Raw genomic sequence first — 26088 nt, 5'->3', positions numbered from 1 at the left:
ATAAACGACGCCGATCTATGGGTTGGCGTTGTTTTGTGGTTGTTTGGCTTGATCGCCACCAGGCATCAAAGAAGGGTGGATCGACACAAAATCTAGAAACCTGTATCGGTTTGCGCCATTGAACAAGGGCGCGAATCTTCGAATCGTCGCGTAGCGACAAAATGGAGACATTCGAAATGAAAAAGTCCTTCTTGCTCGCAAGCGTCGCCGCAGTGGCGCTGTCGATGCTATCGCTCGAAACTGCGGCGTTTGCCCAGCAAGCGCCCACAGCTTCTCGGGCTCAGCCTGTGTCACCCGCTGCACAGGCAGAGTCACAGCAGGAGCCGCTCGGATTGCCGCTTTATCGCGATCAGTTCCAGACTATTCTGGAGATATTCGAGTTGCTCGCCGATAACAACCAGGTCGCGCCATTCAAAGCGGAGTGGGAGCACAAGTTCGACCACAACAGCGATTTGATGACCGAAGAAGGCACCAATCGCGCCATCGAACAGCTTGTGAAAGTTGGAACGCGTCTGGGCTGCCCCGAACAGCCTGACTACAAATGCATGTATATGCGTGCCTTGCGCGCCTACATGCAGTTTCACTACAGCCCTGACAGTCCGGTCAATATGGCTGATCCGATTCAGCGAGCTCGGTGGGTCGCTGAGTGGGAGCACAAGTTCGATAGTGAGCCTGCCGTTTTCAAATCGGACGCGGCGACACTGAATGCGATAAGGCTGATGCGCGACTCTCTGCATCTTCGTTTCGACTATGTTCAGAGCCGGGAACGCACTGTCACAGAGACCAAGACGAGGAAGGCTAACTTTGGTGGATTGGGTATCCATGTCGGTATGAACAATCGTGACAATGTTGCTCTCGGTAGTCGTCTCACCGTGCTGGTGCATGAACCGCCGTCGAGTAGTCCTTCGTACGGGCTCGTGCATTATGGTGACGTGGTGCTCAAGATAGGAGATCGGGCGGTCGCTGAAATGACCATTGGTGAGGTCGAGAAAGCCCTGTTCGGTGAGCCGGGTTCGAAGATCTCTCTGACGATTCGTCGCGGTGGGCAATCTGCGGATGCGCGCATGATGACAGTCTCGCTCGAACGCGCTTACACTCCGGACCCTTCGGGCAACATCATAAAGACCGGAATCACCGACGCGGGTGTGCCAATTGAGTTCGTCGGCGAGGACGGACTTGCTCTTGGTCCTGGGTTCGAGCTGGTTGCTAACGGAGCTGAAAAAGGCACTCCGGCTGACGGGATAGTTGAGCCGGGCGATCTCATCGTTTCTGTCGACAACCAGACGCTGGCTGGCAAGACTGTCAATCAGGCAGTTGAATTGCTTCGGGGAGCCGCCGATTCGCCGGTGACTTTGACTGTCGAACGCAACGGTCAGCGGAAGGAGTTCACGTTAAAACGGGCTGTCATTCAGGAGCATTCGGTGTTGCTCGAATCGCTCGGAGATGGCATTAATCTGCTGCATATTCGTTCTTTCTATGCGCAGAATCTTGGAGCGGATCTGGCCACCGCTATCGCCAAGACCGTCTTACCTCTTGCCAGTAAGACTTTGAGGACGGCTGGAGACGCCGATTCTCTCAAGAAAGCAGCCCGCTTTGACGAGCTGAAAGCGAACCTCGATAAAGGTCAGATTCTCGAGGACGACATGGTGAGCATCGCTGTCGAGGCGCGTGAGGTCTATGAGAAAGGAGGCACCGGCGGCGGTTTCATTCTCAACCTGGCCGATAATCCGGGCGGCGATGTTGAACAGGTCAAGCAAGCCATTGGTCTGATGTTGCCGTTTGGCGAGACAAGTGAGGTGGTGCGGCGTCTTCCTGGCACCGATGAAATCGAGGTGACGGAGAGTTTTCTCACTCCTGATCTCGAATTTGTCACTGTCCATCATGGCGGCAAAACGAGTGCCATGCCCAAGCCACGAGTGCCGCTTCTGCTTCCCTCGAACCTGCCGTTCGTTATTATCATCAACGGCTCCAGTGCAAGCGGTAGCGAATGGCTTGCCGGTGTCATGCAGAGCAATCACCGTGCTCGCTTGCATGGACTCGGCAGTCGCGGCAAAAGTGAAGGTCAGTCTGGTGTGGACATTCCATACGGCTTCAGCCTGCACGTCACCAACTTCGAGTTCTTTCCTGGTGGGCAGAAGTCGAATGTGACAGGACTTGTTGTCGACAAAGAAGTTCTCGGCGATCTCACCGCCATGGTGAATTCGGCTCGGGAAGAAATTTATGCGCTCAATAAGCAGCAGCTGCTGCGGTTTGACGCCACTCAAAAGCAGAGTCGCGCTCGCATAGAGGGGTTCGAGAGAAAGGTTCGGGAGCGTGCGGCGGTCGACGGTATGCCGCTTGAACAGCAGGATCCCGTATATCTCCAGTGAGACAGTCGTGGCTTAGCGGCTTGTTATCCGATTGACAGAAGGTACCGGACGATTCGTAAGAATCGCCCGGCATCATAGCTTGCTGCTCTAAGAAGAGGTGCACGCGAGACGCGTGCGCTCCATGTTGATGCACGCGGGACGCGTGCGCTCCATGGTGGTTTATTTGTGGCACCACTGACGGTGGTGCCATAACGCATGAAAAACAAGAAAGGATCTGTGCATGCGTAAAGGAACCAAAACCTCCACTGCGATTCCGCGCTTTTTCTTTGCGGAACCCGACTTCAATCATCCATCTGCTGGTTGCTCGATTCATCGGGCGCTTTACGGGAAGGAAAAATTCTTCCTGGGCGGTGGACGAAAGAACTACCTGTTTCCCCGCAGGCGGACGCTGCTGGCCAACTGCCGGAAGCTTATCAATGACTCTGACTTCGCGCTGGTGCCGCAGAACGACTTGAATCGGGCCGTTCTGCGCGCACTACGGCCGGTGCCGGGTCTGCACATGCCGATACCGGAGCGCCTGGCTCTCGTGCCGGCCGCAATCTCGAGCGATGAACCATCGCCCTTTCGCCGTGGCGCCCAGGCGATGGCCAATGCTCTGACGCGAGACATGTTTGTCTCCGTCGTGCATGAATGGTTCGACCCTGATCTCGTCATCGTCACGCGCGATAAGCCGCAGCTGCCGTCTGAGACCGGCGAGATCTGTGACAGTCTTCGAGACCAGATCTTGAAGCTGCAGACAAAGGTTCCCGACTGGCTGCAGGCAGTCATGCAGTCCATCTATAAGAAGTTCCCCGATGCGACTACCGGTCAGGTTTTCGTGGCGGCGGTTCAGCTTATCACCAACCAGCTCAAGCCGATTCTGTCGACCATCCAGCTGTGGACGACGGGCTTCAGGCAGTGGATGAATCCGGCTCTGCAGCCCCGGCTCAAGATCATCCGCGCCATGCTCGAGCAAAAGCTCTTCCTGGTTCTCACCGGCAACCTTAAGTTGGACGCCGTTGACGGTCCGGTCAAGCAGCAGATTCCGACGATCAAAGTCACTGTCGGAGACGTGATCATTCCGGTTCTGATCGGACCGTTTGATTCCGGACCGGCTGTGATTCCGGCAACAGGAGCGGTTGGTCCGCGGGGCGGTCATATCGCTTTCGTGCAGACCAACTTCCTCAACACTCTGGGCACCTCCGACAAGCCTTACGACCACGAGGTCGGTCATCTCGTCGTCGGCTGCGTTCCAGGCTTTGCGCCTGAATTCGGTGGCATGGTGCGGGCGCTTATCGACGGCGCTTACAAGAGCGGCAAACTCAAACTTTCGTCTGAGTTTACGAATCTCGGCGGCCAGAAAGTGCCGACTGTCGAGCTGCTCAAGAAGGTGTTTCTCAATCAGCTGCACGAACTGCTCGCCGATCTGTTCGGCAGTTTGATCGGCGGCTCACCGGCGTTTGCTCCTGCTTATGCTTACTTCATCGGAGCGATGACGGCGATGGCGCTGGGCGACATGACCAAGGTCGATCACATTATGGGGAACGCTTCCTCATATCGTCTGATAGCCGGCCCGGACGGCACCGCTACCATTGTTCTGGAGCCGCATCCTCAGGACATTGTGCGCGCCGGCGAGTGGCAGGCCGAGACCGCAATCGAGACTGACTTTCGCGATACCGCGAAATGGTTGCGAGACATGGTGGCCAAGGAGTCTGGTACTCCCCGTCCCAAAACCGTGGTCTGGCACGGTTCACAATCAGACGATGGCGGTGAAGACGAGGAGCATGATGAATCCGGCGAACAGGCGATGGCAGATCGCCGTGGCAGAAGCAAACGCAAAGGCGGTTCCAGGGGCAAGTCGAAGTCGAACCCCCGGGACGGCAATGGCAGCAGGAACCTGGCCCGCGTGAAGGAGCCTGAACTTCCGCTGGTGAGCGTGACTGTGGCCGATTACGCTGCGGTTTGCAAGCTTCTCGTGCCCCACCTGCTCAACACTCCGGCCAAGTGCTTGAATGGGTTGTCTCTGAAGAAGCTGGTCTGTCTGACTCCCGTCATGATGGAACGGAAGGTAAACCCGCTCAAGGAGCTGCTCAAGCAGGGAATCGGCAAGCTTCCCGACAGCGAGCACCACTACTTCTTCCACCACATCACGTCGGCGGCGACTATCGCTTTCTTCGAGCTGGTGGCGGAAGGCATGGATCCGGAAGAAGCTCTCGCTCTGGTCAATCGTGCTGCCGAGAGCATGATGGCCGAGTTGCTCGACCCCTGGGAGGAGCAAAAGCGCAATCACGGCATCTATGACATTCAGCCCGAAGATCTGCAGCCTGTCTGCGGACACGTCAAGGTTGACTGCGACGAGTCGTGCGAGACAAACGATGGCAAATGCCCGGGTGAGCGCACCAAGCCGGCGCCCAGGTCGTCAGGACCCGGGGCGACCGAGCCGAAGCCGGAGACGAAGTCGCCGGGGAAGAAGCCGCCCAGAACCAGGTCGTCTGGTTCGAAGTCGGCTGGCTCCAAGTCAGGCAAGCACGGCGGCACCAACGGCAGTGGCACCAGATCTCGTGGCGCTCCGCGCCTTCGCCCCGGTCCGTCGCGGCGAGGACGTTAGTCCGGCCATAACCAGGGCGCTTGAGTAGAGAGCGGGCGCGGATTATCTGCGCTCTCTGAACAAATAGGAGCGCGGGTTGACTGCGCTCCCCGAACAAGGAGGGGCGCGGGTTGACTGCGCCTCTCAAACAACAACTGTTCGATACCAGATGTGGTGCTTGTTCGGCACTGCACTGGTCAAACTCGGTGCATCAAGCATCGTCAAACTCTGGAGAACATATGACCGACGTAATAGCGCGCCTCACGGCCACTCTGCCCAATGATGTGAGTCATGGCAGAGGCGAGTCTCACCGTCATCTCGGCTGGCTCATGCTCGCTCTTCTGGGCATCGGTGCCACCATCGGTGCAGGCATCTTCGTCATGCCCGGACGTATCGCTTCGCTGGCAGGACCAGCCGGCGCAATTTCGATTGCCGTCACGAGCATCTACTTCTGCGCTATTGGGAATCGCTATGAGCGATTCTCTGCCGTCGTTCCGCACGGCGTGTCTGCCTACAGCTACACTTACCACACGCTGGGTGAGCTGGCTGCCTGGGTCGTTGGCTGGGGCTTGTTCATCGAATATTTCATGGGCACAGCAGCAGTGGCGATAGGCTTCAGCGAATACCTGCGCACCGCCGTCAACTTCGGCTTGCCGGAGTTTCTTTGCGGGTGGTCCAAAGACGGTCGATTCGGCGTCGACCTGATAGCAGTGAGTTGCGTTCTGACGATAACGCTCTTGCTGATCAAAGTGGGCACACACAAACCAGCCTGGATCAACGCCATCATGGTCGGGCTGAAATTGACTCTGCTTGCTCTTTTCATCGGCGCCGGAGCAAGCTCGATCAATCCCGACAACTGGCATCCCTTCTTGCCGGTTGGTTGGAACGGCGTTATGCAAGGTGCGGCGCTCTTCGTTTTCCCCTTCGTGGGATTCGACGCGCTCTACACTTTTGCTCGCGAGTCCAAGAGTCTGCGCGACACGAAGATCGCCACCTTCGTTTGCGTGCTCGGCGTGGCGGTGCTCTATCTGCTCGTCTTCATGGTGCTCACCGGTCTGGCTCCGAGTTTCGTGCCGGCGGGCGATGGCGTGCTTGCTGCTAATCCGCTCTTTTCGGGCAGCGAATCGGCGGCACCCCTTGCTAAAGTGCTCATCTCGACTGGGCACGATCTGGTCGCGAAACTGATCGCGCTCGGAGCAGTGGTCGGACTGTTCAATGTAGTCTTCGTCATGATTCAGGGTGCACCGCGCATCTTTCGAAACATGGCTGAAGACGGCATTCTTCCCCACAAGTTCGAGAATCTCAACTTCGGCATCGTCGTCACCGGAGTTGTGTGCGCCATCTTCGCGGGCTTCGTTCCGTTCGGAGAGATTTCGGAGATGATGGTGCTGGGCACGCTGGTCGCCTTCCTGGCAGTCGGCGCCGGTTCGCTGCGCCTGCCCAACTTAACCTGGGTCGACTACCTGTCGGCGACGGTCGTCATCGTCTGCAGCATCGGGCTTGTGTTCTATCTCAATCCGATGGTGCGTCAGGTTTACCTGATCAGCTGCCCCGTGGGTCTGGTGATTTACTTCGCCTATGGCTTCCGGCACAGCAAGTTGGGCAAGAGTCTTCGTCGAGCGTAGATGGCGGAAACGGCACTTTCGCCACCAACACAGGAGTGACTGTACTGGAGCTACGGGCGCTCCAGTGCGCGCTTGCACCATATGTAATGCCAGCATAATCCGCAGGCAAGGATGCGCAAAGAAAGGGAAGTTGTAATGCCTACAACAACGTTGAAGCTGCTCGAAGACCAAACTGCGCTCGCTGATTATCTCGATCAGCGGCTTACTTGTGTATGCGAAGATCGGCTCGAGGCGCTGACTTCGGGTGCACAATTGATGCAGGCTCTCGTTAATCTGCATCACATCACGGCGACGTTTGAACGGTGCATGGTCAACCTTGCACATACCATCGTGGTGCAGCCCGAACTCGTGCGGGGTCCGGGGGTGCCGACGCATCTTGGCGCCGGCAGAAGCGTTGAGGTCTATACGCTGCTTGCGACCGGCTCGAAGAGCGGCCGATTCGAACCGATTCACACCAGTGTGGTGCGGCAGAAACTCTCGGGCGCATTTCTGTCGCAGGCTTCGCTGACAATGGGCTTCGCCAAAATCCCCATTGAACCAAGCGATGCGTCGGTCAAACAGGCACGTTTGATCGAGCAGATTCTCAGCCCCGGTCGCCCGATGACCGAGGCTGAGTTCTTTCAGGCGCTGGGTTTCTGTCTGGCGTGGACAAACTTCTGCAGTGTCATGTTTGGCAGCCTGCAGAAATTTCTCCGCAAGAAAAGCCCGGCGCTTGTCAATGACCTGGAAGGCAAGATCGTGAAGACCTACTACGGCGACGCAAGTGCATGGTGGTGGATTGATAGCACGATCAAAATGAATGGGTGGAAATTCGCAGCTACGGCTAAGGCTGCGATTCTCATCTTCTACTACTACGGTGGCAATACCGACGCCGACATTCTTTCCTACTGGCTCATCGAGGGCATCAAGAACTTCGACTCCTTCCACGAGGTCTGCTTGAGCGCCTGAGCCTGTAGAAAGAATGCAGCAACTACTTGAACAGATTCCGGTGCGCGGAATCTGTGGTGCTAACGATTCGATTAACTAAACGAGGATGATGACATGACTAAACTTCGCTATCTGACCCCCGCTACGGCTCATGAGCGTGTGCGCAACAAGGAGCTTGCTCGTCGCATCAGGGTGGCTGTCCAACTCTGCCAGCCGAAGAATGTTCTGATCTGCGATGGCTCGAAATTCGAATACGACGAGCTTTGTGCTCAGATGGTGGAGACGGGCACGTTGATTCGACTCAACGAGAAGCTGCGGCCGAACAGCTACGCCGCTCGTTCCGACCCGAGCGACGTTGCTCGCGTGGAGGATCGCACCTTCATCTGCAGCAAGAATCCTGACGATGTCGGACCCACTAACAAGTGGATGGATTCGGACGACGCCATGACTATCCTTTGCGGGCGCCTGGATGGCTCGATGCGGGGGAGAACAATGTTCGTTGTGCCGTTTGCTATGGCCGACCTCGAGGGAAAGATCTGTCAGCTGGGCGTTCAGATCAGTGACAGCCCTTATGTCGCCGTCACCAAACGGACCATGACCCGTTTGGGCGCCAGGATTCTCAAGAAGCTGGGACCGGATGGGCAGTTCATCCCCTGCATGCACTCGGTCGGCGCGCCACTGGAGGAAGGGCAGGAAGACGTGCCATGGCCGTGCAACGAGACGAAATACATATGCCACTTCAAGGATACCGGGGAGATCTGGTCTGTCGGCTCCGGATATGGTGGCAACGCCATACTCGGAAAGAAGTGTCTTGCTTTGCGCATTGGTTCGAACATCGCCAGGAAGGAAGGCTGGCTGGCCGAGCACATGCTCATTCTCGGTCTCGAATCGCCGGAGGGCAAGAAGATCTTTGTGGCGGCAGCTTTCCCGAGCTCTTGCGGCAAGACGAATCTGGCTATGTTGAAGCCGCCAGCCCAGTTCAGTGACTGGAAAGTCACCACTATTGGTGACGACATCGCCTGGATCTACAAGGGCGAAGACGGGAGAGCGTGGGCGGTCAATCCGGAGTTCGGTTTCTTCGGCGTGGCGCCTGGCACCTCCTTCGCCACGAATCCGAACGCCATGGAAGCGCTGGCGCGCGATTGCATCTTCACCAACGTCGCTCTCACCGATGATGGCGATGTCTGGTGGGAGGGCATGACCGAGGAGAAGCCCGCACATCTGATCGACTGGCTTGGTCAGGATTGGACTCCGGATTGCGGCCGACCCGCTGCGCATCCGAACGCCCGCTACACCTGCCCGATTACCAACTGTCCTTCGCTCGATCCCGAATGGGATAATCCGAACGGCGTGCCTTTGAGCGCGATTCTGTTCGGAGGGCGCCGGGCAACGACTTCGCCTCTCGTCGTCGAGGCGAACGACTGGCTGTCGGGTGTGTTCATGGGCGCTACGCTCGGCTCGGAGACCACGGCAGCGGCTGTGGGCGTCGTTGGAAAGGTGCGGCGCGATCCATTCGCCATGCTGCCTTTCTGCGGCTATCACATGGGGCGCTACTTTGCTCACTGGCTCAAGTTCGGCGCCGAGCTCACCGAGCAGCCGCTCATCTTTGGCGTCAACTGGTTCCGCAAGGGACCTGACGGCAAATTCCTGTGGCCGGGTTATGGCGACAACATGCGGGTGCTCAAGTGGATCTTCGAGCGCACGCAGGGAACTGCCGACGCGCATCCGTCTGCGCTCGGCATGGTGCCCAGTTTCGGTGACATCGACCTGACGGGGTTGAACCTCGACGAGGCTCAATTCAATCGGTTGATGAACATCGATCCGTCTGAATGGCGTGCGGAGCTCGATTCGCAAGGCGAGCTGTTCGACATGCTGGGCGTCGAGGTGCCGGTGCAGCTCCTGGAACGCAAAGCGGAACTCGAAGCCGCTTTTGCAGAGAAGGCCTGAGCCGCACCATAAGAAGAAGGGCGCCGGGAAACTGGCTCTCTTAAAAGCGTGTTGAGCCAATCAGCACGCTTCGAGAATGGGGGTGCCGGGCAACTGGCGCCCCTTCGCGTGTCTGGTGTAATGCCACCAAATACGCACCAGGGAAGCGCGTGCTTCCTTTGAACCGGTGCAGCAAATGCTGTGCCTTTTCTCTGTGTAAGGGTTTGCATTCTGCATAACCCAACCGAGGCAAAACAGCCTCAGAAAGTGTGTAACCATGTCTACCAAACGGAACACTTCCCCCTTCCAGTTCGCTCCCATTCCGGGCTCGCAGAAACTTGCGCCGCGCGATTGCGATGTCGTCAAGGACGAACTTCACGGCTGCAAGCGGGTCAAGTTCTCGATCCAGGCGCCGATGGTCGCTTCTGAAGCAGCCGTGCAGAAGCTCCTCGACGAAGTGGCGAGCGGCGCCCGCGCACCTCTTTCGGTCGCCGAGCTGGAAGCGGTCACCGGCGCTGACGTCGCGCACATCGAGCAGATCGTCGAGGCGGTCAAGGTGGCTGGGCTGACTGTGCTGCCTCGCACCGACGCTGACATCAGCCACGGCATCGTGCGCGTCTCCGGCACCTATGCCGCGGCTCGCAAGTTCCTTCCGGGTCTGAAGCTGTCGCACAATCGCGACAAGAAGGGGCGCATGTTCTTCGCTCGTGCAGGCGAGATCAACGCGCGCGCCGACCTTCCCATCGAAGGCATCTTCGGCCTCGACACTCGTCGGGTCGCGAAGACGCGCTACCGCCTGCTGGAGCCGACGCTTCAGCCGCGCGCCGGACGGACCAATCATGGCACCGCCCGCGATATCGCTCGGGCTCAGGGCTTCCCGGTCGAGGAGATGGACAAGACACCTGTGGTCGGCGGCTACATCAGCCTCGACGGCGACAACGGCGAGAAGATGCAGGGCGGGCTCAAGATCGCCGCGGGCAAGGCCGGCATCGCTGTGACCAAGATCGTCGGGGTGCCCGTGAACGGCGCCACGATCGATGGCGATCCCGATGACGGCGCCACTGTCGAAAACAAGCTCGACATGCAGGACCAGGCTCTGCTCAATCCCAACGGCGTCTGCGTCGTCTTCCGCGCTCCGAACGACGATGATTCGTTTGCTCAGTGTCTGGAAGCGGCCGTGGCGTTCAAGGGCGCTGAAGTGAACGGTGTTCTTCAGCCGCTCATGGGCGTCTCGATCTCGTGGGGCATGGCCGAGGTGCACAACACCCAGCAGTCGCTGCGTCGCTGGGAGCGCACCCTCAAGGCGGCTCGACTGCGTGGCATGTTCGTTACCGCCGCCACCGGTGACGATGGCTCGAAGGACAAGACTCGGGCGGCCACGCCGGATGCTCCTTCTTGCGTTGCGGGCATGATCGGCGCTGCGGGCGTGGAGCTCATTTTTGACTCTACGGGCAAGAAAGTGACCGGTGAGAAGGTGTGGAATGACATGCCGTTCGGCGGCGCCACCGGCGGTGGCGTTTCGGCTGTCTTCCCGGTGACGCCGGAGGAGCTGTCGCTCGGACTCGATCCGAGTGTCTTCATCTCCAAGTCGACCAAGAAGCCGGGGCACATCTCCTCGACGATCGCCGACAACGCGGCTCCGGCGACAGGCCCGCTCATCTACAACGAGGACGGCACGGCCAGCACTGTCGGCGGCACCAGCAGCGCGGCGCCGACGATCTTCATCAAGCTGTGCATGATCCAGGCGGCGCTGCCCAAGCCGCTTCCGGATATGCTCGGATTTGTCTATCGCAATGCGCGCAACGGCATCTTCAACCAGGTGACCGAACCCGGCGACAACGGCGACTACTCGGTTCAGCCGAGTGATCTGCTCGGTGTTCCGACCGGCTTTGGCGTGATCAACTGGCCGAAGTTCCTGGAACTCGCGCGCAAGGAGGCGGCAGGTTCGTCGACCAGGTGATGGTGGTGCGGCTCGGCTGACGGTCAGGTCAAATCGGTGACGATCTGATCTGGCTGTCTGGCTGAGACAGCATTCTCAAGACTGCCCCCGGAGTTTCGACCCCGGGGGCTTTTTGCAATGATGGAGATGTTGACCATGGTGCAAGTCGCACTTGAACGGCTAGACCTGGCAAAATTCCGAGGTTGCACTTTCGATGCAGTTGTCATCGGCGGTGGTATCACGGGCGCCAGCGTTCTGCTTGACCTTGCCAGTCGAGGCTTGTCGGCAATTCTTGTCGAGAAGGACGATTTCGCCTCAGGCACAAGCAGCAAATCAACGAAACTGGTGCACGGCGGACTGCGGTATCTGCAAAACTACCAATTCGGCGTTACGCTCGAATCGGTTCGTGAGCGGGACCTTCTGTCACGCCTGGCACCGCATATGGTGTGGAATCTGCCTTTTGTGATTCCGCTATATGCAGACCAGCCTTTTCGAAATCTCCGGATCAAGATCGGGCTGTGGATCTATGACCTCATGGCTGGTCTCGGCAATCCTCACGCCCACAAACGCATGAGCGTTGCGGAAGTGCTCAAGGCCTGCCCCGGTGTGCGTCAAGAGCGCCTCATCGGTGGTCTGGTTTACGGCGATTGCCGCACGGACGATTCCAGACATACGCTCGAGGTGCTGAAAGCAGCGTGCGCCGCTGGCGGAATTGCCCTGAACTATGCGCGTGTGAGCGGCTATCACTACGAGAACGGTCGAGTGTGCGGAGTCGATGTCGTCGATTCACTGGGCGGTTCGAATGCTGATGTGGTGCGGTTGAATGCTCGGACCGTCATTAACGCTACGGGTGTCTGGTCGCAGCAAACGACTGAACTCTCAGGCGGTCAGTCTTCGACTGTTGTCGTTCCGGCTAAAGGAGTGCATCTCACGGTCAGCAGGGAGCGCTTGCCTCTCGACTGCGCCATGATTCTGCCCTCCCCGCACGACAAGCGCTTCTGCTTTGCCGTTCCGTGGTATCACTCGGTCATCATCGGAACGACCGACACCAAATACGATGGCGACCTCGAGAATCTGCGTGCTGAACCTTCGGAACAGCAGTATTGCCTCGATGCTGCCAACGCCATGTTCCCGGAGCTGAAGCTTACTCTCGCCGACGTTACTGGCGCGTTTGCAGGTTTGCGCCCGCTGGTGCGGCCTCGTAACGCTCCTGAATTGACGGCGGAGCTGGCTCGCAGTCATCATCTGGAGGAAGCTGCGGATGGACTGATTGTAATCGCCGGCGGCAAGCTGACGACAGCGCGAGTGATGGCTCGCGACACAGTCGATCTTGTTTGCAAAGTCATGCGCAGGTCCAGCCCTGAGCGCGAATTTGCTCAATGCCAGACCGACCGCATTATGCTCGGCGGTTGGAATTTGACCGACGACGTCACGTCCAAGGTGAAAAAGTTCCGTGAAGCCGCCTTCTGGACAAATCTGAAGGATTGGACGGGAGCATATCTGCCTACCGTGTACGGTGCAGCAACTGCTCATGTGCTCAGGCTGGTGATTGACGATCAATCGCTAGGTCAACTTATCAGTCCAGAGCATCCTTACATTCTCGCTCAGGTTGTTTACGCTGTCCGGGCAGAGGCGGCGCGAACGATCGAGGATGTTCTTTCCAGGCGAATTCGGCTCACTATCACGGACAGGCAAGCGGCTCTTGAATCTGCTGAGCCGGTATCCCACGTGATGGCTGCGGAGCTAGGCTGGACTGAAGCCGAACGGCTCGCTGAGCTGGAAAAATTCACGCGGGACCAAAGCCATGACGGATAGAACTCGAAAGTGGGCCCGCCTGGCGTTGACAGCGGCGTTGTTGTGCATAACAGCGTTTCTTTCAACAGATGCTCAAGGTCGTGCCTTCAGACCCCACCACCGCAGTGTGATTGCCCGGCCACATGCGGCGGTCGGGGCAAACATCAGAAGAGTGCCAGGACGTCACACCTTACGCGTCACCAGGCGTGACACCAGGAGTGACACCGGGAGCACTCTCGCATCAAGCTCGCTTGAAGGGATCATGGTCGTTCAGGAAAGCACCGGCAACGTTGTAGTTTCCAACAACACTACGAGTCTCTTCAATCCTGCTTCGAATGTCAAAGTGCCTACTGCATTGTGGGCAGTGCGCACGTGGGGACCGGACTACCGGTTCACTACCGAAGTCAGTACCGACGGTACCATCAATGCCGACGGTGCCCTTCACGGCAACCTCTACGTCAGCGGTCGCTATATGCTCTTTGGTGAAAAGCAGGGTCGTCAGCTGGCCAGGCTGCTTGCCCGTATGGGCATAACATCGGTCAAAGGCAATCTCATCGTGTCTCCTGAGTTCTCCATGGATCTGCATAGCACCGGTGCGGCCGCAGGAGAAAAGTTGATGGCGACACTCGACCCGCACCACAAGACGCCTGGTCTCCGAAGCGAGAGCGGTCTCTTGCCCGACGGCACTCCAGAAGTGGCGATCAAGGGATCGGTGAAAGTCGATGCTCCACCTGCGACGGCTGCTTTGCTGGCGACTCATAACGCCCCGCCGCTCAAGGACATACTCAAGATTATGCTGTGCCACTCTGACAACAATATGGCTGAGCGCTTCGGCGCGATGCTAGGTGGTCCAGCTGCACTGAGAACGTTCTTGATCGAGTCCATCGGCATTGATGCTTCTGAAGTTCAGCTTGCTTCGACCAGCGGACTTTTCGTCAATCGTCTTTCGCCGCAAGCGATGATGAAGATTCTGCAGGCGTTCGAAGCTGAACTCAAGGCGCACCAACTGTCCTTCACCGACTTATTGGCTGTCGCCGGGGTCGATGATGGAACGCTGAGAGGGCGTTTTAGTGCAGTCGGTCAAGCGGGCTCCGTCGTGGGTAAAACCGGGACGCTGCCAGAAACTGATCTCGGAGTGAGCACGCTAAGTGGTCAGTTCAACACCAATAGCGAAGGCACCTTTCTCTTCGTGATCTTCCACATGCACGGAGACGTTCATCGTTTCCGGGCACGTCAAAACAGCTTCGTCACTGGCTTCCAGAAAGCTCACAGCGGTGCTCGACCGTTCGTATACACGCCGATTTTGCGGCGTATCGAAGGCGAGAATTTCTGGAACTGAGAAGACAAGCATGCACTCAGCCGGCGCGGACGCATTCGTGATCTGCGTCGGCTGATCTGCAAGACATCGATGGTTTACGTCAACTAGCAAATTGAAGGAACGAACCATGTCCAACCTTCTTACGCTCAAGTCTCTCTGCGCCATTTTTTCACGTCCGTTGGTCCGCAGCGCTGTCGCTATGGGTGCGCTGACCACGCTGGTTTTCCTTCGCCTGGCTGCTCCTGTTCCGGTGAATGGGATTCTCTTTCTGCTGCAGGCGCAGATAATTCTCCTTCTGTATGTCGTGCTGGAGATCGTGTTCTTGTGCTGGAATGACATGGTTGATGCTTACAAGCTCAGCTTCCGTTACAGGATTGTATTGCCCCGGGGAAATGCTTTTCATCGCTGTGTTCATGCGCTTTTGGAAGAGGCTGTGTGCGGCTCCAGGCTGACTGCCTTTCTGGCGGAGTTCATTCCCTGGTCGATGGTCGTTGGACTGCCGGCGCTCGTCGCCTGGTGGTTCGGCTTCGCGCCCCTTGGATCTGTCATGCTTTTTTCGATAATCGCGTGGGTGCTGGCGAGTCTGGTTTACTTGGCGCTCTGCGACAGTTGGGGTTGGCAGCATGAGCGTGAGTTGCCCTTGTTTCGGACCGTCAGACTGGACGCCGATCAATAGTGGCATATGTCGAAACTGGAGGAAAAATTTCAGAGGCGCCGCAGTTACTGTGGCGCCTCTGGTCTAACGAACGGATCTCTCTTGTCGCAGTTTCCCAACGCTAAGTCCGGGAACATTTTTTTTCTTGCAATTGGTAGACGACCGGTCTACTTCTATTGCTGTCGTGCATGATTGTTCACGTGGTGGAGGTTCGCTGGCATGAAGGTTATTATGCTAGCGGTCTGCGACTTTCCATTTAAGTTCGGTTCCTGCCAGAAATGGTTTAACGCCTTGATATTCTTCAGGAACAGTCCATCTCTCTTCAACTAATTCGATTTTTTGAGTTTCTTCGGCAAGCTTATAAAAATCAGTCGCGAAGCCGGATGTGAATGACTCAAGAAACTCCAACTTGTTGTGTCGGTCAAACAATTCGCACAATGCTGGTAACAGCACAGGCGCGGTATAGACGCCTGCCGCTCCGCATGCACATTCCTTTGCCGAAATTTGATGTGGTGCACTGTCAGATCCCAGAAAGAATTTCGATTTGCCGCTCATCGCTGCTGCGACCAGTGCGGCTCGATCTTCTGGACGTTTTGCAATTGGTTTGCAAAATACGTGCGGATTTAGTCTGTCGCCAATTACGTCATCTAAGGTCAGATATAAGTGATGGACTGTCAAAGTTGCAGCGACATTCTCAGGCATGGATTCGACGCACTGAATGGCGGCTGCGGTGGTTGCATGTTCCAGCACAATTCTCAGATCTGGGAACGAACTAACGATGTCCTCCAAAACTGCCAGGAAGCTAGTTTCTCGGTCTAGTGAGAAAACACCAGGCATCTCTCCATGCAGGCAGAGGACGAGCCCTTCATTCTGCATTGCTTCGTAGACGGGATAGAGTGCTTCGAAGTCTGTGACGCCGCCTTCTGAATTTGTAGTGACACCCTCTGGGTATAGTTTGCCTGCAACCGCTCCCTGTTGTTTCAACTCTTTGATAGACGATGCAGCAGTTGTTGGCGATACCTTGAATGTCATCAAGGGAGTGAAATCTTCTCCGCTGCGTAGGTTCTTCATGATTGCTTGGCGATAATTTGCAACATCATCTGATGTCAATACCGGTGGTATCGTATTTGGCATCACAAGTGCTCTTGAGCACTGCAGTGCCGTGTGCGGTAAAACGTTGTGAAGCATCTCATTCTGTCGAAGATGAACATGCATGTCACTTGCTTTATTGATTACTATACTTTTCACTCTGAACCTGCTGTTTAGAAGTTCGATTCTGCCCGAACAGCATTATAGACTCTTGGAAAAAGTAGATGAGGCTCGCGGTCCAGGTACTGAATTTCAGTGCCTGGACCGGTGCTTTTTGGTGTTGGAGGTGAATTGGACTCTAGACTATGCTCTTTGGTAGTCCCTTGCCTCTTGTTCTTGAGGCGAAGGGCCTCTCCTGCGGTCGTGTCTTGCCGCGCGGTCCAACTTGCGACGAGCAGCTCTGTTCAGATTCTGTCCTGCGGGTCCGGTGGCTTCACCTTCGACGACTTCCGCTACTGTTGCAGTCTCGTCGACCGTGGCAGGAGCGTCAGCTTTAGCTGGTTCTGGTTTAGGAGCTTCAGCTTTAGCTGGTTCTGGCTTTACGGGAGCTTCAGCTTTAGCTGGTTCTGGCTTTACGGGAGCTTCAGCTTTAGCTGGTTCTGGCTTTACGGGAGCTTCAACTTTTGCTGGTTCTGGTTTAGGAGCTTCAGCTTTTACTGGTTCTACTCTTGCTTCTGCTTTCGGCCGACTTGGTTGAAATGCTTGCTCAATTTGGTCTCTGGCTCTAGCACGGTTTTGGACGACTTCATCATAACCGTTTTTCTCCTGCCTAAGAGATGATTGAGATCTTGCTCCGGGCATCCCTTGCTCAGAAGGAACATCAGCTGTCGGTTTCTTCATGTCGTTATTGAGCTTCTTGTCTCCGGCATTTTCCTCAGCCGTTTCAGAAACCTTTGACGTTCTTCGTGAGCTTGTTCGCCGTCCTGAAGTGGTGGCTTCTACCGCTTCTTTGCCTGCGGGTGCTTCGCCATTCGCCGGAGTTTCGGTATTGACCTTAGAACCTCTTCGGCGTGAGCGGACTTTTGCCACCGCTTCAGTTGTGCCGGTTCCACTTTCGGCTTCCTGAGCTGCGACTGTTGTCTGCTCTGTGCGTGCAGCTGCTGTCACCTTTTCTGCGCGTGCAGTTGTAGTGCCTACGACTTGCGTTTCGATTGGTGGATATCTTAAAGTGGATGGTTGTATCCTGGTGGCCAGACCAGATTCTCCCGGAACAAAGCTGTGCAAATTTGCAGAGCGTGCCGAGCCCAGTTCCAAATTTGCGGCGACCGGTTGAAACGATTTTCGTATGCCTTCAAGGGAACGCGGTAACTCACTTCCTCCGCTCGATAAGCCAATGCCTTGAAGCTTTTCGACCTGTCTTGATAATGCATCGAAGCCGTTTGCGGGTGTTCTCGTTTGATTTATCAGGTCTCTGGTGCCATTGAAGCCAATTGCTCTCTCTCTCTCATACGCTTCGAAAGCTTTCTGATAGGCTTTTCCACCGGGTGTCGCGGCTCTCTCAGCGGCAGTCATCTCCCCAGCACCCTCAAGGCTCAGAGAAGAAGCTGTCTGAGGACTCCTGAACATGTCACTTGCTTTAGCAATCATTCCTTTTGCTGATGGATATGCTTCGCTAAGAAATCTGCTCGCCGTTGTTGCCGCTTCACTGAGAGTTGCTGCAGCCTTGATCCCCAGTTGTGATTCAGCTAATGCCTCGGCCCCTGCTCGAAAGACTTGGAATGAACCCATGCTATTTCCTCTCTTTTTAGAATCATTGGTAGAGTTGAGATTTCTCTGGCGCCAGTGGCAGACCCATTCAGTTCTCGACCATCTTGTGTTGAGAGATTACTGACAACGTTATAAAACGTCTGTTAAACGTGGTGGGAAGACTACGAAGGTGCGTTCAATTCAATATTTAGGTTGTGTTCCGTGTTTCCTTCAGCTGGTTTCTTCTGCACTGGATATGGTGCCAACCTTTCTATACAACCTTCGCCTAATATGGTGTGCGAAATTTACTCTGACTTAATTGCGTAGTTCTACACCCGGATTTGACGGGCATTTTACGAGTGAATGGACATCATGACAACCGTGGGTGATGAAATTCCGACATCTGAATTTCGCCCAGGCGTCTCCAAGTCTTTCGAAAATACAGAGTCTTAGGGCGAGTTCGCTACTGAGCTGCCTGCTGTGTATGTGCATTCTTTGAGGAGGGTTGATGAATACAATATTTATGCAAGTGCCATTTTTTGATGGAGCCTTTTTCATTGTCGTCGGTGGCGGTGCGATTTTACTGATCGCGCTACGTCGAGCTTGCCAAACTGACATTGTTTGTCCAAAAGGTACTCGCATTGTCGATTTGTGGGGGCATTATGGAAGCGATGCTGCAACACAAAATCAGGTAATTGCTTTGACAAATCGTTTGAAGTCGAAGCCAGCAGGAATGTCTGAATGGGAAACACCATCCGTCTATACTGCAGCTCATCGCTAAAGCTCTAATCTGTAACAGTTGCGAATCAGTAATTCTGTCGAACGCATGATAAAGGTCATGCGTTCTGCTTTTCTGGCTAAAGGCGCTGGTTAATTTAGCAGGAAATCAACGCAAAACGGCGATGATCTGTCGCCCATCTTTTGGACGCGATCAATTAGCGATAATCTATCGGTGTCGACGCAAGATCATCAGAATAACTAACTGCAGAACAACTAATTGATCATCAACAGATTTGAAAGTGAGGGATTGAGGCTGATCGCCGTTGCGAGATCTTGCTGGCATTCTCGCGCCTTCTTCATGCATCTGTATGCGTATGATCTGATGAAGTAGCCATTGGCGCTTTTCGGATTGTGTTCAATGTAGAAACTCAGATCTTCAATTGCGTCATCGAATCTTTGCAGGTGCATAAATGAGCGTCCACGTTCGAAATATGCATCGTAGTTAACGGGGTCCAGTTCGATAGCGCGATCGCAGTCATCCAGAGCCTGATCGTGTAGATTAAGTCGATTGAGAATTACCGCTCTCGTTGAGTGTGCTTGTGTCGAGTGTGTGATCCGGACCGCGTGGTTCATGTCGCGCAACGCTCGTTCAAGTCTGTTCTGACGGAAATATAAGTTGGCCCGGTTTGCATATGCCAATGATGTGGTTGGCTCGAGTCTTATGGCTTCGTCGAAATCACTCAGCGCCAGTTTGTCTTGTTGCAATTGTGCGTAAACAACGCCACGTGCGTTATAAGCTTGACTGAACTCAGGGTTGATTCGAATGGCGGAGGTGAAACTTGCAAGTGCGTGCTCGCACTGATCAAGTTCGTAATGTGCTCTACCTTTGTTGAAGTACGCGACTGCACTGCTAGGATTGAGTGTCAGTGCCTTGTCGCAGTCGGCAATGGTGCGCTCCGGTTCGCCAAGAACCCCGAACGCGCAGCTTCTTCTGACATAATATTCGGAATTTTGTTGTGTATCAATCACGGTCAATCCTTTGTTCTGTCGTAAAATCCGGTTGTAAATCCTATCTGCTATTTGCAGAGTGCTCTCAGTAAGCTGATTACAACTGCAGACTAGCTGGCGTTCTATAAAATTGGTGTAAAACCTCTCAGCATCAATACTCAGGGTTGATATTCATCTCAGCCTAATTAGCGCCAGATTGTTAGTGTGCACTCTTCTCTGCATGTTGTCGTCTGGCGCGATCCATGTAAGCTTCGAATTGCGGTCTATCAATTGGATGACCAAGGTGTTTTTCTAACAGTCCTTTGACATGTTGTTGCTGTTCGGTCAGGGGTTTTTCTTCGACATGTTCTTTCTTTGCTTTCTCGTGCTCTTGCCTGTGTCGTGCGGTGTCATCCTTTAGCTGTTGTTGATCTTTAACCGGAGTGGCGTTTCTGGCTTCTGTGGAGCCACGTGCCTGCGACTCTACCTGTCCTTCGCCTGGTTGTCCTGCGTGCGGTGCGGGAGCCTTATGTTCAGGCTTCGGACCATACTTGTGATGCCTCGGATCGTGGGTCTCAGCACTCTTCTCAGCGTGTTTTGAATGTTTGGGATCGTGGGTCTCAGCATTCTTCTCGGCGTGTTTCGAATGTTTGGGATCGTGGGTCTCAGCACTCTTCTCAGCATGTTTCGAATGCTTGGGATCGTGGGTCTCAGCATTCTTCTCAGCGTGTTTCGAATGTCCTGCGTCTTTTGTATTTCCTGTTCTCTCAGCATCTTTGGAATGCTTCTTGTCGTGTGCATGACCGCCATAGATGTCGTGATGGTCGAAGTTGATGTGCGTGATCTTGCCGTTGTGGCGCTCTACGGATAAATCGTGATGTCCATGAAGTGACTTCTGGATATTCTTCAACAGGTGATTGAATTCTTTTGAGTCGTGGCTGTGGAACTCTTTCATGAGATGCTGCACGGCTTCGTGATGATGATGGTGAGTTAGATCGTGACCGACTTTTCTCGCGATGTCATGCTCATGGTGGGAATGGGACATTTCGATTAACTCCTCAAGGCACGATTTGACGTCAAGCTATACGCCGTTTTGTACGGCTTGCTTGGTTCAATTCGAAGGCGGCTAGTAAATGTTCTAACGCAACGACTTTACTTGACAGCCTGTAAAACCGACGTAAAACGAAAAATCCTGCATATCGCGGAGTTTAAGTTGCCCGTATAATCTATGATCGCAGCGCTATTGGTTTGGTTTTAACCGAATGTTGGACGATTTCTTTCCAGAATTCTGTAGCAGCAAACACCATGGACCTCTTCTTTCGGTCTCTGAGAAGTTTGCTGTGATGAGATGTTCGCTCTGTGAGCAGTTGATGGAAATTCCTTTAGTCGTATCTGTTCCGAATTCTAAGAAACGATCGTCGTTGACATGTGTCTCAGCTTGCGATTGGGTCATAGAGAACAAACTCGTTAAATGCAGGGCGTGCAGTTACTCCGGCCCCGCTCCTTAACTGTGCCGCTAAGACATTAATGATTGTCCCAGTTTTACTACCATCTTTGGGCTTCTGCCGGTACAGTTATGCGCTCAAATTTGGAGTTACGCAAATCTATGAGTTCTTTTGCCGCTTCAAGGTCGAACTGTCCTTTCCCCAATCTGAAAAGTTTTCCTGAGTCTGCGAATAATACATCGCCATTTAGATCTACGTCTGCCCAATCACATCGACCTAGATTGAGAACGGATTTGCCGTTTTCGTTTCGGACGATGAACTGAGTTACCCACCACGGACCGTTCAGTTCCTTCATTCCAAGCCAAATCCATTCTAAGCTGTATTTTACTGTTGAGGAAATCGGGATTGGCTTGGCGATTGTGATTGGTGTCTCGAATGGAATTTGCATATTCTCAACCGTCTCATAATCATTGCTTGGTTGTACCAGCTTCCATCCATCACGACTCAAGCGTTCTTCTAAAATCGGATTGTCTTCCCCTCCGCCTGCCCAGGGTGCTATTTGGCGAACGGTAATCGACTTCGGTTTTAGCCACCGCGTGCCGAGTTGCATTTCGATTTCGTTGTGATTGAGCAGAATTTCCTTCTCTTCTCGGAATAACCCGCCACCGCCCCAGGTGCTCTTTTTCGGCCAGAGAAGCAATGCGCTGAGGTAAGGTGTCTTACTTACTGCAGTCCAGGCATAGTAATTGTCGCGATTTGCTTCGGGATTAAAATTAGTTGCAAAATAAATAAGGTACTTGCCTGAAGGCGACAAATCACATCGGCGCTCATATATTCTGCCTCTAAACCATTGTCCAGGTTGAAAGGTGTCATTTCTTCTGTCCCATAAAATCAGCTGCACGTGGTCATGTGGACCGCGACGAAAGATTGTTGCGAGCGACGATTGTCGAGCAAGAATGGCAAATATTCTTGTGTCCGGTTCCGTGCGCTGTTTCATTTAATATTGCTCCAGTGCCCGTAAAAACAAGTCACAGTGACTTGCAGCAATTCTACTTCCGAAAATCCGTGAATGCAGAAACATTGATGATTTTGGGTTTCTTGATTTTGCGGTTTTCCATCGGTGCTTCTCCATAGAGATATATTTTGTTGTTCTTTATCTCTATTCGACCAACCATTGTGCCGCCATCGGGCAAATTCTCAGGCCAGTAAACTTTGTCACCGACTACGTGCCCGTTTTTTCTTCTGAATAGTTCGACGACTTCCCAGTTACCGCTGCCGCCCGTATTCCAGCAAACTTCGGCGACGGCTACTTGTGATCCGTTTAGTACACCAAATGCGGTTGCACGAATTTCGGCAAATGGATAATCTTTCGAGCTAAACTTCCCGTTTTTAAATTGCACCATATCATCAGGTGGATCGGCAAGACTCGGCAAACATCCTTTTGCGTTTTTTACTTCATTGCTTGTTAGCGGCATATTGGGCGCCGCCGCAAAACTGCAAAATCCAAATGCAGAGTCAAAAAGTAATGCTAGTGACGCCGCAATAATTAGTTTAGTCATTTGTGATATGAGTTATTCTCAAAAGTGGTGGACTGACTGATTGAAAAAGGTGGCGTATTCTCTGATGACCTGAGACAAGCACGAGATCAATCCAAGTAAGAATAGCGCAGTGGCGCTAAAGAAGCCAGAGGATCTCGGACAGGGGACATTTCATATGGATCTGAAAACAGGCATTCTTATCGTAGGATCATTGTATTGGGACAGTCGGATGTGCGCGCCGGTCTGCGAAAAACCTTGCTGGCAATGCAGTCGAGCGCATTGGCGACAGGCAAGGCTTCGGATGGAGGAGACCATTGCAGTCCAAGTCCCGATTGCTTACGGCAGGCGTTCGAAAACGCGCGGGAATACCTATTCATCTATTGTCTTTGATACAGCAATTAATATGATGGGACAAGCTCTGGTCGTTCCATGCGTTAATCAAGTTAGACATCTTCGCGACCTCATCCTGGAGGCAACACACCTTTGGACCGCCGAATTGAACGGAGACAACCAATTTAACGAAATATCGGCGAAGTGGGGTTGTGTGGCATTGCTTCCGCACCCTGACCGCGAGCTTGACGGTCAAATTCCGGAAAGTCTGCTCAAAGGGTGGGCAACTCGTGTATCCAGAGAACGTGACCATTATGAAACCTGTGCCAGTGTCGATAGTTCGGGGCGACTTCTGATCGATTGGCCCAGGAAATCGAATGGCGAAGCATTGGACCTGGATTTGTTGCTAGCTACGGCAAACTTCCCCGAAAGAAAGATGCCGACGGCAAATGACATTGCCCGCGCGTACTGGCACAACGATTTAACCAATCTCGATTACTTCACCAAAAATCATAAAAACGGCATTAAAACCGCCGCGGACGCCAAGATTATGCAGGAGCTGGCTAAACTATTCTAGCCGAATTCAAGGGTTTGTCCCTCCGCTTACACTGCCCGCAGTACCAGAAGCCATTGCAGTGAAGGCACCCAGATTTTTAGTTGGAAAACTAGTATGATAGATTATCCGGTTGCGTGGTCCATATATAAATCAACCGGTCTGTGCTCTGGTCATGATTAGAAACTCATTTGGTATCAAATTTCGTCTTCTGATTGCTGCATCTGTTTTGCTGAGTCAGCAACTTGTTGCGTTGGCAGACGAGACGGCTAAATTAAATCCTCCTGTTAAACCTGGTGAATCCGTTGTTGCTAATGGTTCTTTCGCCTGGCGTGAGGCTCTTCTGGAAGGGCGCAAACAGCAGGAACTGAAACATCTGACGGTTGCGCAGTCATGTTTCGAGGCTGCTCTGAAGGAAGCTAAGCGCGTTCATGCCAGTGATGCTGATTTGATAATTTGCTATCGAGCTCTTGGTGAGATTTTTGTTCAGCAAGATATCGCCGAAGATGCGAATCAAAACTACAAGCGTGCCCTTCGCCTTTTGAAGAAAAATACTCGCGAGAATTTTGCGCTGCTCGCTGAAACGTACGGAAATCTCGCTGATATAGCCTATTTCGACGGCGATTATCCCCGAGCGAAGAAGCTGTTTGCCGATGGATTGAAAGTGCTTGCTGATGCTAATCAGAGGTCCAGTTATCTGTATGCCAGTCTGCAGTTGCGCTATGGAAAAGTCTTGTGCAAGATTGACGACTTGAAAGGCGCAGCTGAAGCCTATTACGATGTTATATCCAAGTTAATGGTACAAGCTGATTTGCCAAATAACATTCTTCTTGTCGACGCTCTGGCTGATTACACGGATTTGTTTCGTAACAACTTCGATCAGTCTGCTGTGCGAGAGTCGAGCGTACAGCGTGAATTGTTGAAAGATGATCCGAAGATGTTTGGTAATGGCAAAGGAGTCGCTCCTTCTGCGTTTAGTGCAGCGGTAGCTGCGCGCCTCGCGGATCAGGCAGTTGCGAGTCTGCAGTTGAAGAACAAGCAGGAGACCTCGTCGAGTTCAGCAAGCAGTAATCGTTTGACAAGTCCTGAGGGGTCTTCAGTCTCAGTTTCGGTAAATGCTGACAGGGACGCCGGGCAAAATTTTGGTAATGGTTTACCAGGTTCAAACGTTATCCATCCTGATCGTCCACTCAATGACCTGGCTCTGGATCAGCAGGTCTCTCAACAGCGTATCGATTTTTATGAGCGTATGGTTTCGGTTGACATAAAATCGCTTGGCCCTAACCATCCTAGTGTTGCGCGCGATCTGATCAGTCTGGCCACGGTTTACCTTGCGCAGAACAATTTCAGCGAAGCAAAGCCACTTCTTCAACGAGCGTTGGTGATCTATGAATCGTCATACGGTGCTAAATCAGCTCTGACAGATCGAACCAGAACCCTGATCGGTGTGATCAGTGAAGAACAGCGGGTCAGAGATGCCGGTCAGCCGCCAGCCACTGAGTATGTTTCCAAACTACCAGTGGTGCCTGTTGCGGCCCAGACTCCTGAAGTTGCTTTGCGGCTAAATTATCTGGCCCTTCAGTGTCTGAGTTACGGAAAGACCGATCAGGCTCTCGTTCTCTATTCATGGGCTCTTGCAACAACAGCGCGAACGGCAGGTGAGAGGAGCATGCTTGCTGCCTGCTGTTTGAACGATTACGCTCGTGTTTTGCGAGCATCGAGCGACTCTCAAACTGCAACTCAGTATGAGAATGACGCGGCCGCAATTGTGCGCTCAAACATTGTTCGCAAAGCAACGGCCAAATTGTAAGTTAGTCGGCAGCTTCCCACGCTGGTCGCCTTTGCCAATCGACGTGTCCATTCAGTTTGTAAGGAACTGGTGCTCCATTGTCGTCGGCGGTTGTGAAACCACCGTTATCAAGCGGGTCCAGCTTGGAAGGTGCCCAATCTGCTCCGGGCATGACTCTATCTCTATGCGATATATCGTCGAATTCTTTGCGAGCTTTTTCTCTGGCTCTTTCGAGTGAACGACCTGGCATATCTAATTCGTCGACAATATATAAGTGATCGGCACCATTTGAGCTATCAAATTTGCGCATGTCTCGATCGAGGTCGTCGAAACTACTTTTTTGAAAGTCAGTGCCTGAAAAATCCGGTGCATTGAATTGTGATCCACTGTAATCATCGACTGCCGATTTGCGTTTTTTAAAGGGCACATCATCACTGACAACTTGTGAACCTTTGTCTGTGTCTTCGTCGCGAAATTTGTGATCGTCCGCTTGAGCCGCTTCCTCAGCTCTTCTTCTTCTCTCATCTGCTTCATACTCAGCGGCTCGATGACGTCGTTCACGCATCTCTCGATATGCTTTTTGATTGTCCTCATACAGGTTAGAGGTATTCAAGCCCTGGTATTTGTGCGCCTCTTCGTAGTCGTTAGCGATACATGGTGTATATGTTTGCAAAATGGCTAAGGTGGCTAAAAATAAGTAAGCTGTCGTTTTGATCAAAATGGCTCAGCCTTTGTTTCAATTGAAACCACGGAATCTGCGCGATTACGGTTTAGCATAATCTACGCTGAGGACGTTTGCAATTTGGCTATCTTACCTATCTTTCAAACGTCT

Annotated in this window: 18 protein-coding genes and 1 pseudogene; 12 read left to right on the top strand and 7 right to left on the bottom strand. The window is 53.6% G+C overall.

The features are described 5' to 3' along the window. Positions 1-161: 161 nt before the first annotated feature. From EKK48_26165 to EKK48_26125, 9 genes are all read left to right on the top strand, one after another. Positions 162-2369 (top strand): PDZ domain-containing protein, encoded by a 2208-nt coding sequence (locus tag EKK48_26165; protein RTL36719.1) that lies wholly within the window; start codon positions 162-164, stop codon positions 2367-2369. A gap of 220 nt (positions 2370-2589) precedes the next feature. Beyond that, positions 2590-4956 carry a hypothetical protein gene (locus EKK48_26160; protein ID RTL36718.1) on the top strand — a complete coding sequence of 789 codons (2367 nt, stop codon included), beginning with the start codon at positions 2590-2592 and terminating at the stop codon, positions 4954-4956. Between the two features lie 218 nt (positions 4957-5174). Further along, on the top strand, positions 5175-6560 hold the full coding sequence (locus EKK48_26155) for an amino acid permease (GenBank protein ID RTL36717.1): 1386 nt from the start codon (positions 5175-5177) through the stop codon (positions 6558-6560). A gap of 135 nt (positions 6561-6695) precedes the next feature. Continuing rightward, positions 6696-7508, top strand: a complete 813-nt coding sequence (locus EKK48_26150; protein RTL36716.1) for a hypothetical protein — start codon at positions 6696-6698, stop codon at positions 7506-7508. Positions 7509-7601: 93 nt separating this feature from the next. Next, on the top strand, positions 7602-9434 hold the full coding sequence (locus EKK48_26145) for a phosphoenolpyruvate carboxykinase (GTP) (GenBank protein ID RTL36715.1): 1833 nt from the start codon (positions 7602-7604) through the stop codon (positions 9432-9434). A gap of 256 nt (positions 9435-9690) precedes the next feature. Next, complete coding sequence (locus EKK48_26140) at positions 9691-11373, top strand: hypothetical protein (GenBank protein RTL36714.1); 1683 nt, start codon at positions 9691-9693, stop codon at positions 11371-11373. A gap of 117 nt (positions 11374-11490) precedes the next feature. After that, entirely contained in the window at positions 11491-13167 is a 1677-nt protein-coding gene (locus EKK48_26135) for a glycerol-3-phosphate dehydrogenase/oxidase (protein RTL36713.1), read from the top strand. Continuing rightward, positions 13157-14485 (top strand): hypothetical protein, encoded by a 1329-nt coding sequence (locus EKK48_26130; protein RTL36712.1) that lies wholly within the window; start codon positions 13157-13159, stop codon positions 14483-14485. The genes EKK48_26135 and EKK48_26130 overlap by 11 nt, the downstream gene beginning before the upstream one ends. A gap of 106 nt (positions 14486-14591) precedes the next feature. Further along, positions 14592-15140, top strand: coding sequence for a hypothetical protein (locus EKK48_26125; GenBank protein RTL36711.1), 549 nt, complete (start codon positions 14592-14594; stop codon positions 15138-15140). A 213-nt stretch (positions 15141-15353) separates the two neighbouring features. On the opposite strand, the gene EKK48_26120 is transcribed toward EKK48_26125, so the two are convergent. Next, positions 15354-16367 (bottom strand): dihydroorotase, encoded by a 1014-nt coding sequence (locus tag EKK48_26120; GenBank protein RTL36710.1) that lies wholly within the window; start codon positions 16365-16367, stop codon positions 15354-15356. Between the two features lie 321 nt (positions 16368-16688). Beyond that, positions 16689-16871: pseudogene (locus EKK48_26115) on the bottom strand (DUF4115 domain-containing protein). Between the two features lie 1531 nt (positions 16872-18402). On the opposite strand from EKK48_26115, the gene EKK48_26110 reads away from it, so the two are divergent. Continuing rightward, positions 18403-18675 (top strand): hypothetical protein, encoded by a 273-nt coding sequence (locus tag EKK48_26110; GenBank protein RTL36709.1) that lies wholly within the window; start codon positions 18403-18405, stop codon positions 18673-18675. 212 nt (positions 18676-18887) lie between these two features. Here the strand turns inward: EKK48_26110 and EKK48_26105 are convergent, their stop codons facing one another. The 4 genes from EKK48_26105 to EKK48_26090 all read right to left on the bottom strand — a co-directional run bounded on the left by EKK48_26105 (position 18888) and on the right by EKK48_26090 (position 22521). Continuing rightward, a complete protein-coding gene (locus EKK48_26105) occupies positions 18888-19643 on the bottom strand; it encodes a tetratricopeptide repeat protein (GenBank protein RTL36708.1) in 756 nt (251 codons plus the stop codon). 178 nt (positions 19644-19821) lie between these two features. After that, positions 19822-20646, bottom strand: coding sequence for a hypothetical protein (locus tag EKK48_26100; GenBank protein ID RTL36707.1), 825 nt, complete (start codon positions 20644-20646; stop codon positions 19822-19824). Between the two features lie 500 nt (positions 20647-21146). Beyond that, positions 21147-22043 carry a hypothetical protein gene (locus EKK48_26095; GenBank protein ID RTL36706.1) on the bottom strand — a complete coding sequence of 299 codons (897 nt, stop codon included), beginning with the start codon at positions 22041-22043 and terminating at the stop codon, positions 21147-21149. Positions 22044-22095: 52 nt separating this feature from the next. Beyond that, positions 22096-22521, bottom strand: a complete 426-nt coding sequence (locus tag EKK48_26090; protein ID RTL36705.1) for a hypothetical protein — start codon at positions 22519-22521, stop codon at positions 22096-22098. Positions 22522-22885: 364 nt separating this feature from the next. Between EKK48_26090 and EKK48_26085 the strand changes: the two genes are divergently transcribed. Beyond that, positions 22886-23491, top strand: a complete 606-nt coding sequence (locus tag EKK48_26085) for a hypothetical protein (GenBank protein ID RTL36704.1) — start codon at positions 22886-22888, stop codon at positions 23489-23491. Positions 23492-23642: 151 nt separating this feature from the next. Then, a complete protein-coding gene (locus EKK48_26080) occupies positions 23643-25277 on the top strand; it encodes a tetratricopeptide repeat protein (protein RTL36703.1) in 1635 nt (544 codons plus the stop codon). Between the two features lies 1 nt (position 25278). Here the strand turns inward: EKK48_26080 and EKK48_26075 are convergent, their stop codons facing one another. Next, positions 25279-25974, bottom strand: coding sequence for a hypothetical protein (locus tag EKK48_26075; protein ID RTL36702.1), 696 nt, complete (start codon positions 25972-25974; stop codon positions 25279-25281). Positions 25975-26088 lie beyond the last annotated feature (114 nt).

This window comes from Candidatus Melainabacteria bacterium (genome assembly GCA_003963305.1).
In the GTDB taxonomy this organism is placed as follows: domain Bacteria; phylum Cyanobacteriota; class Vampirovibrionia; order Obscuribacterales; family Obscuribacteraceae; genus PALSA-1081.
The sequence above is the reverse complement of the archived record's forward strand: the minus strand, read 5'-3'. Positions and strand labels throughout refer to the sequence as shown.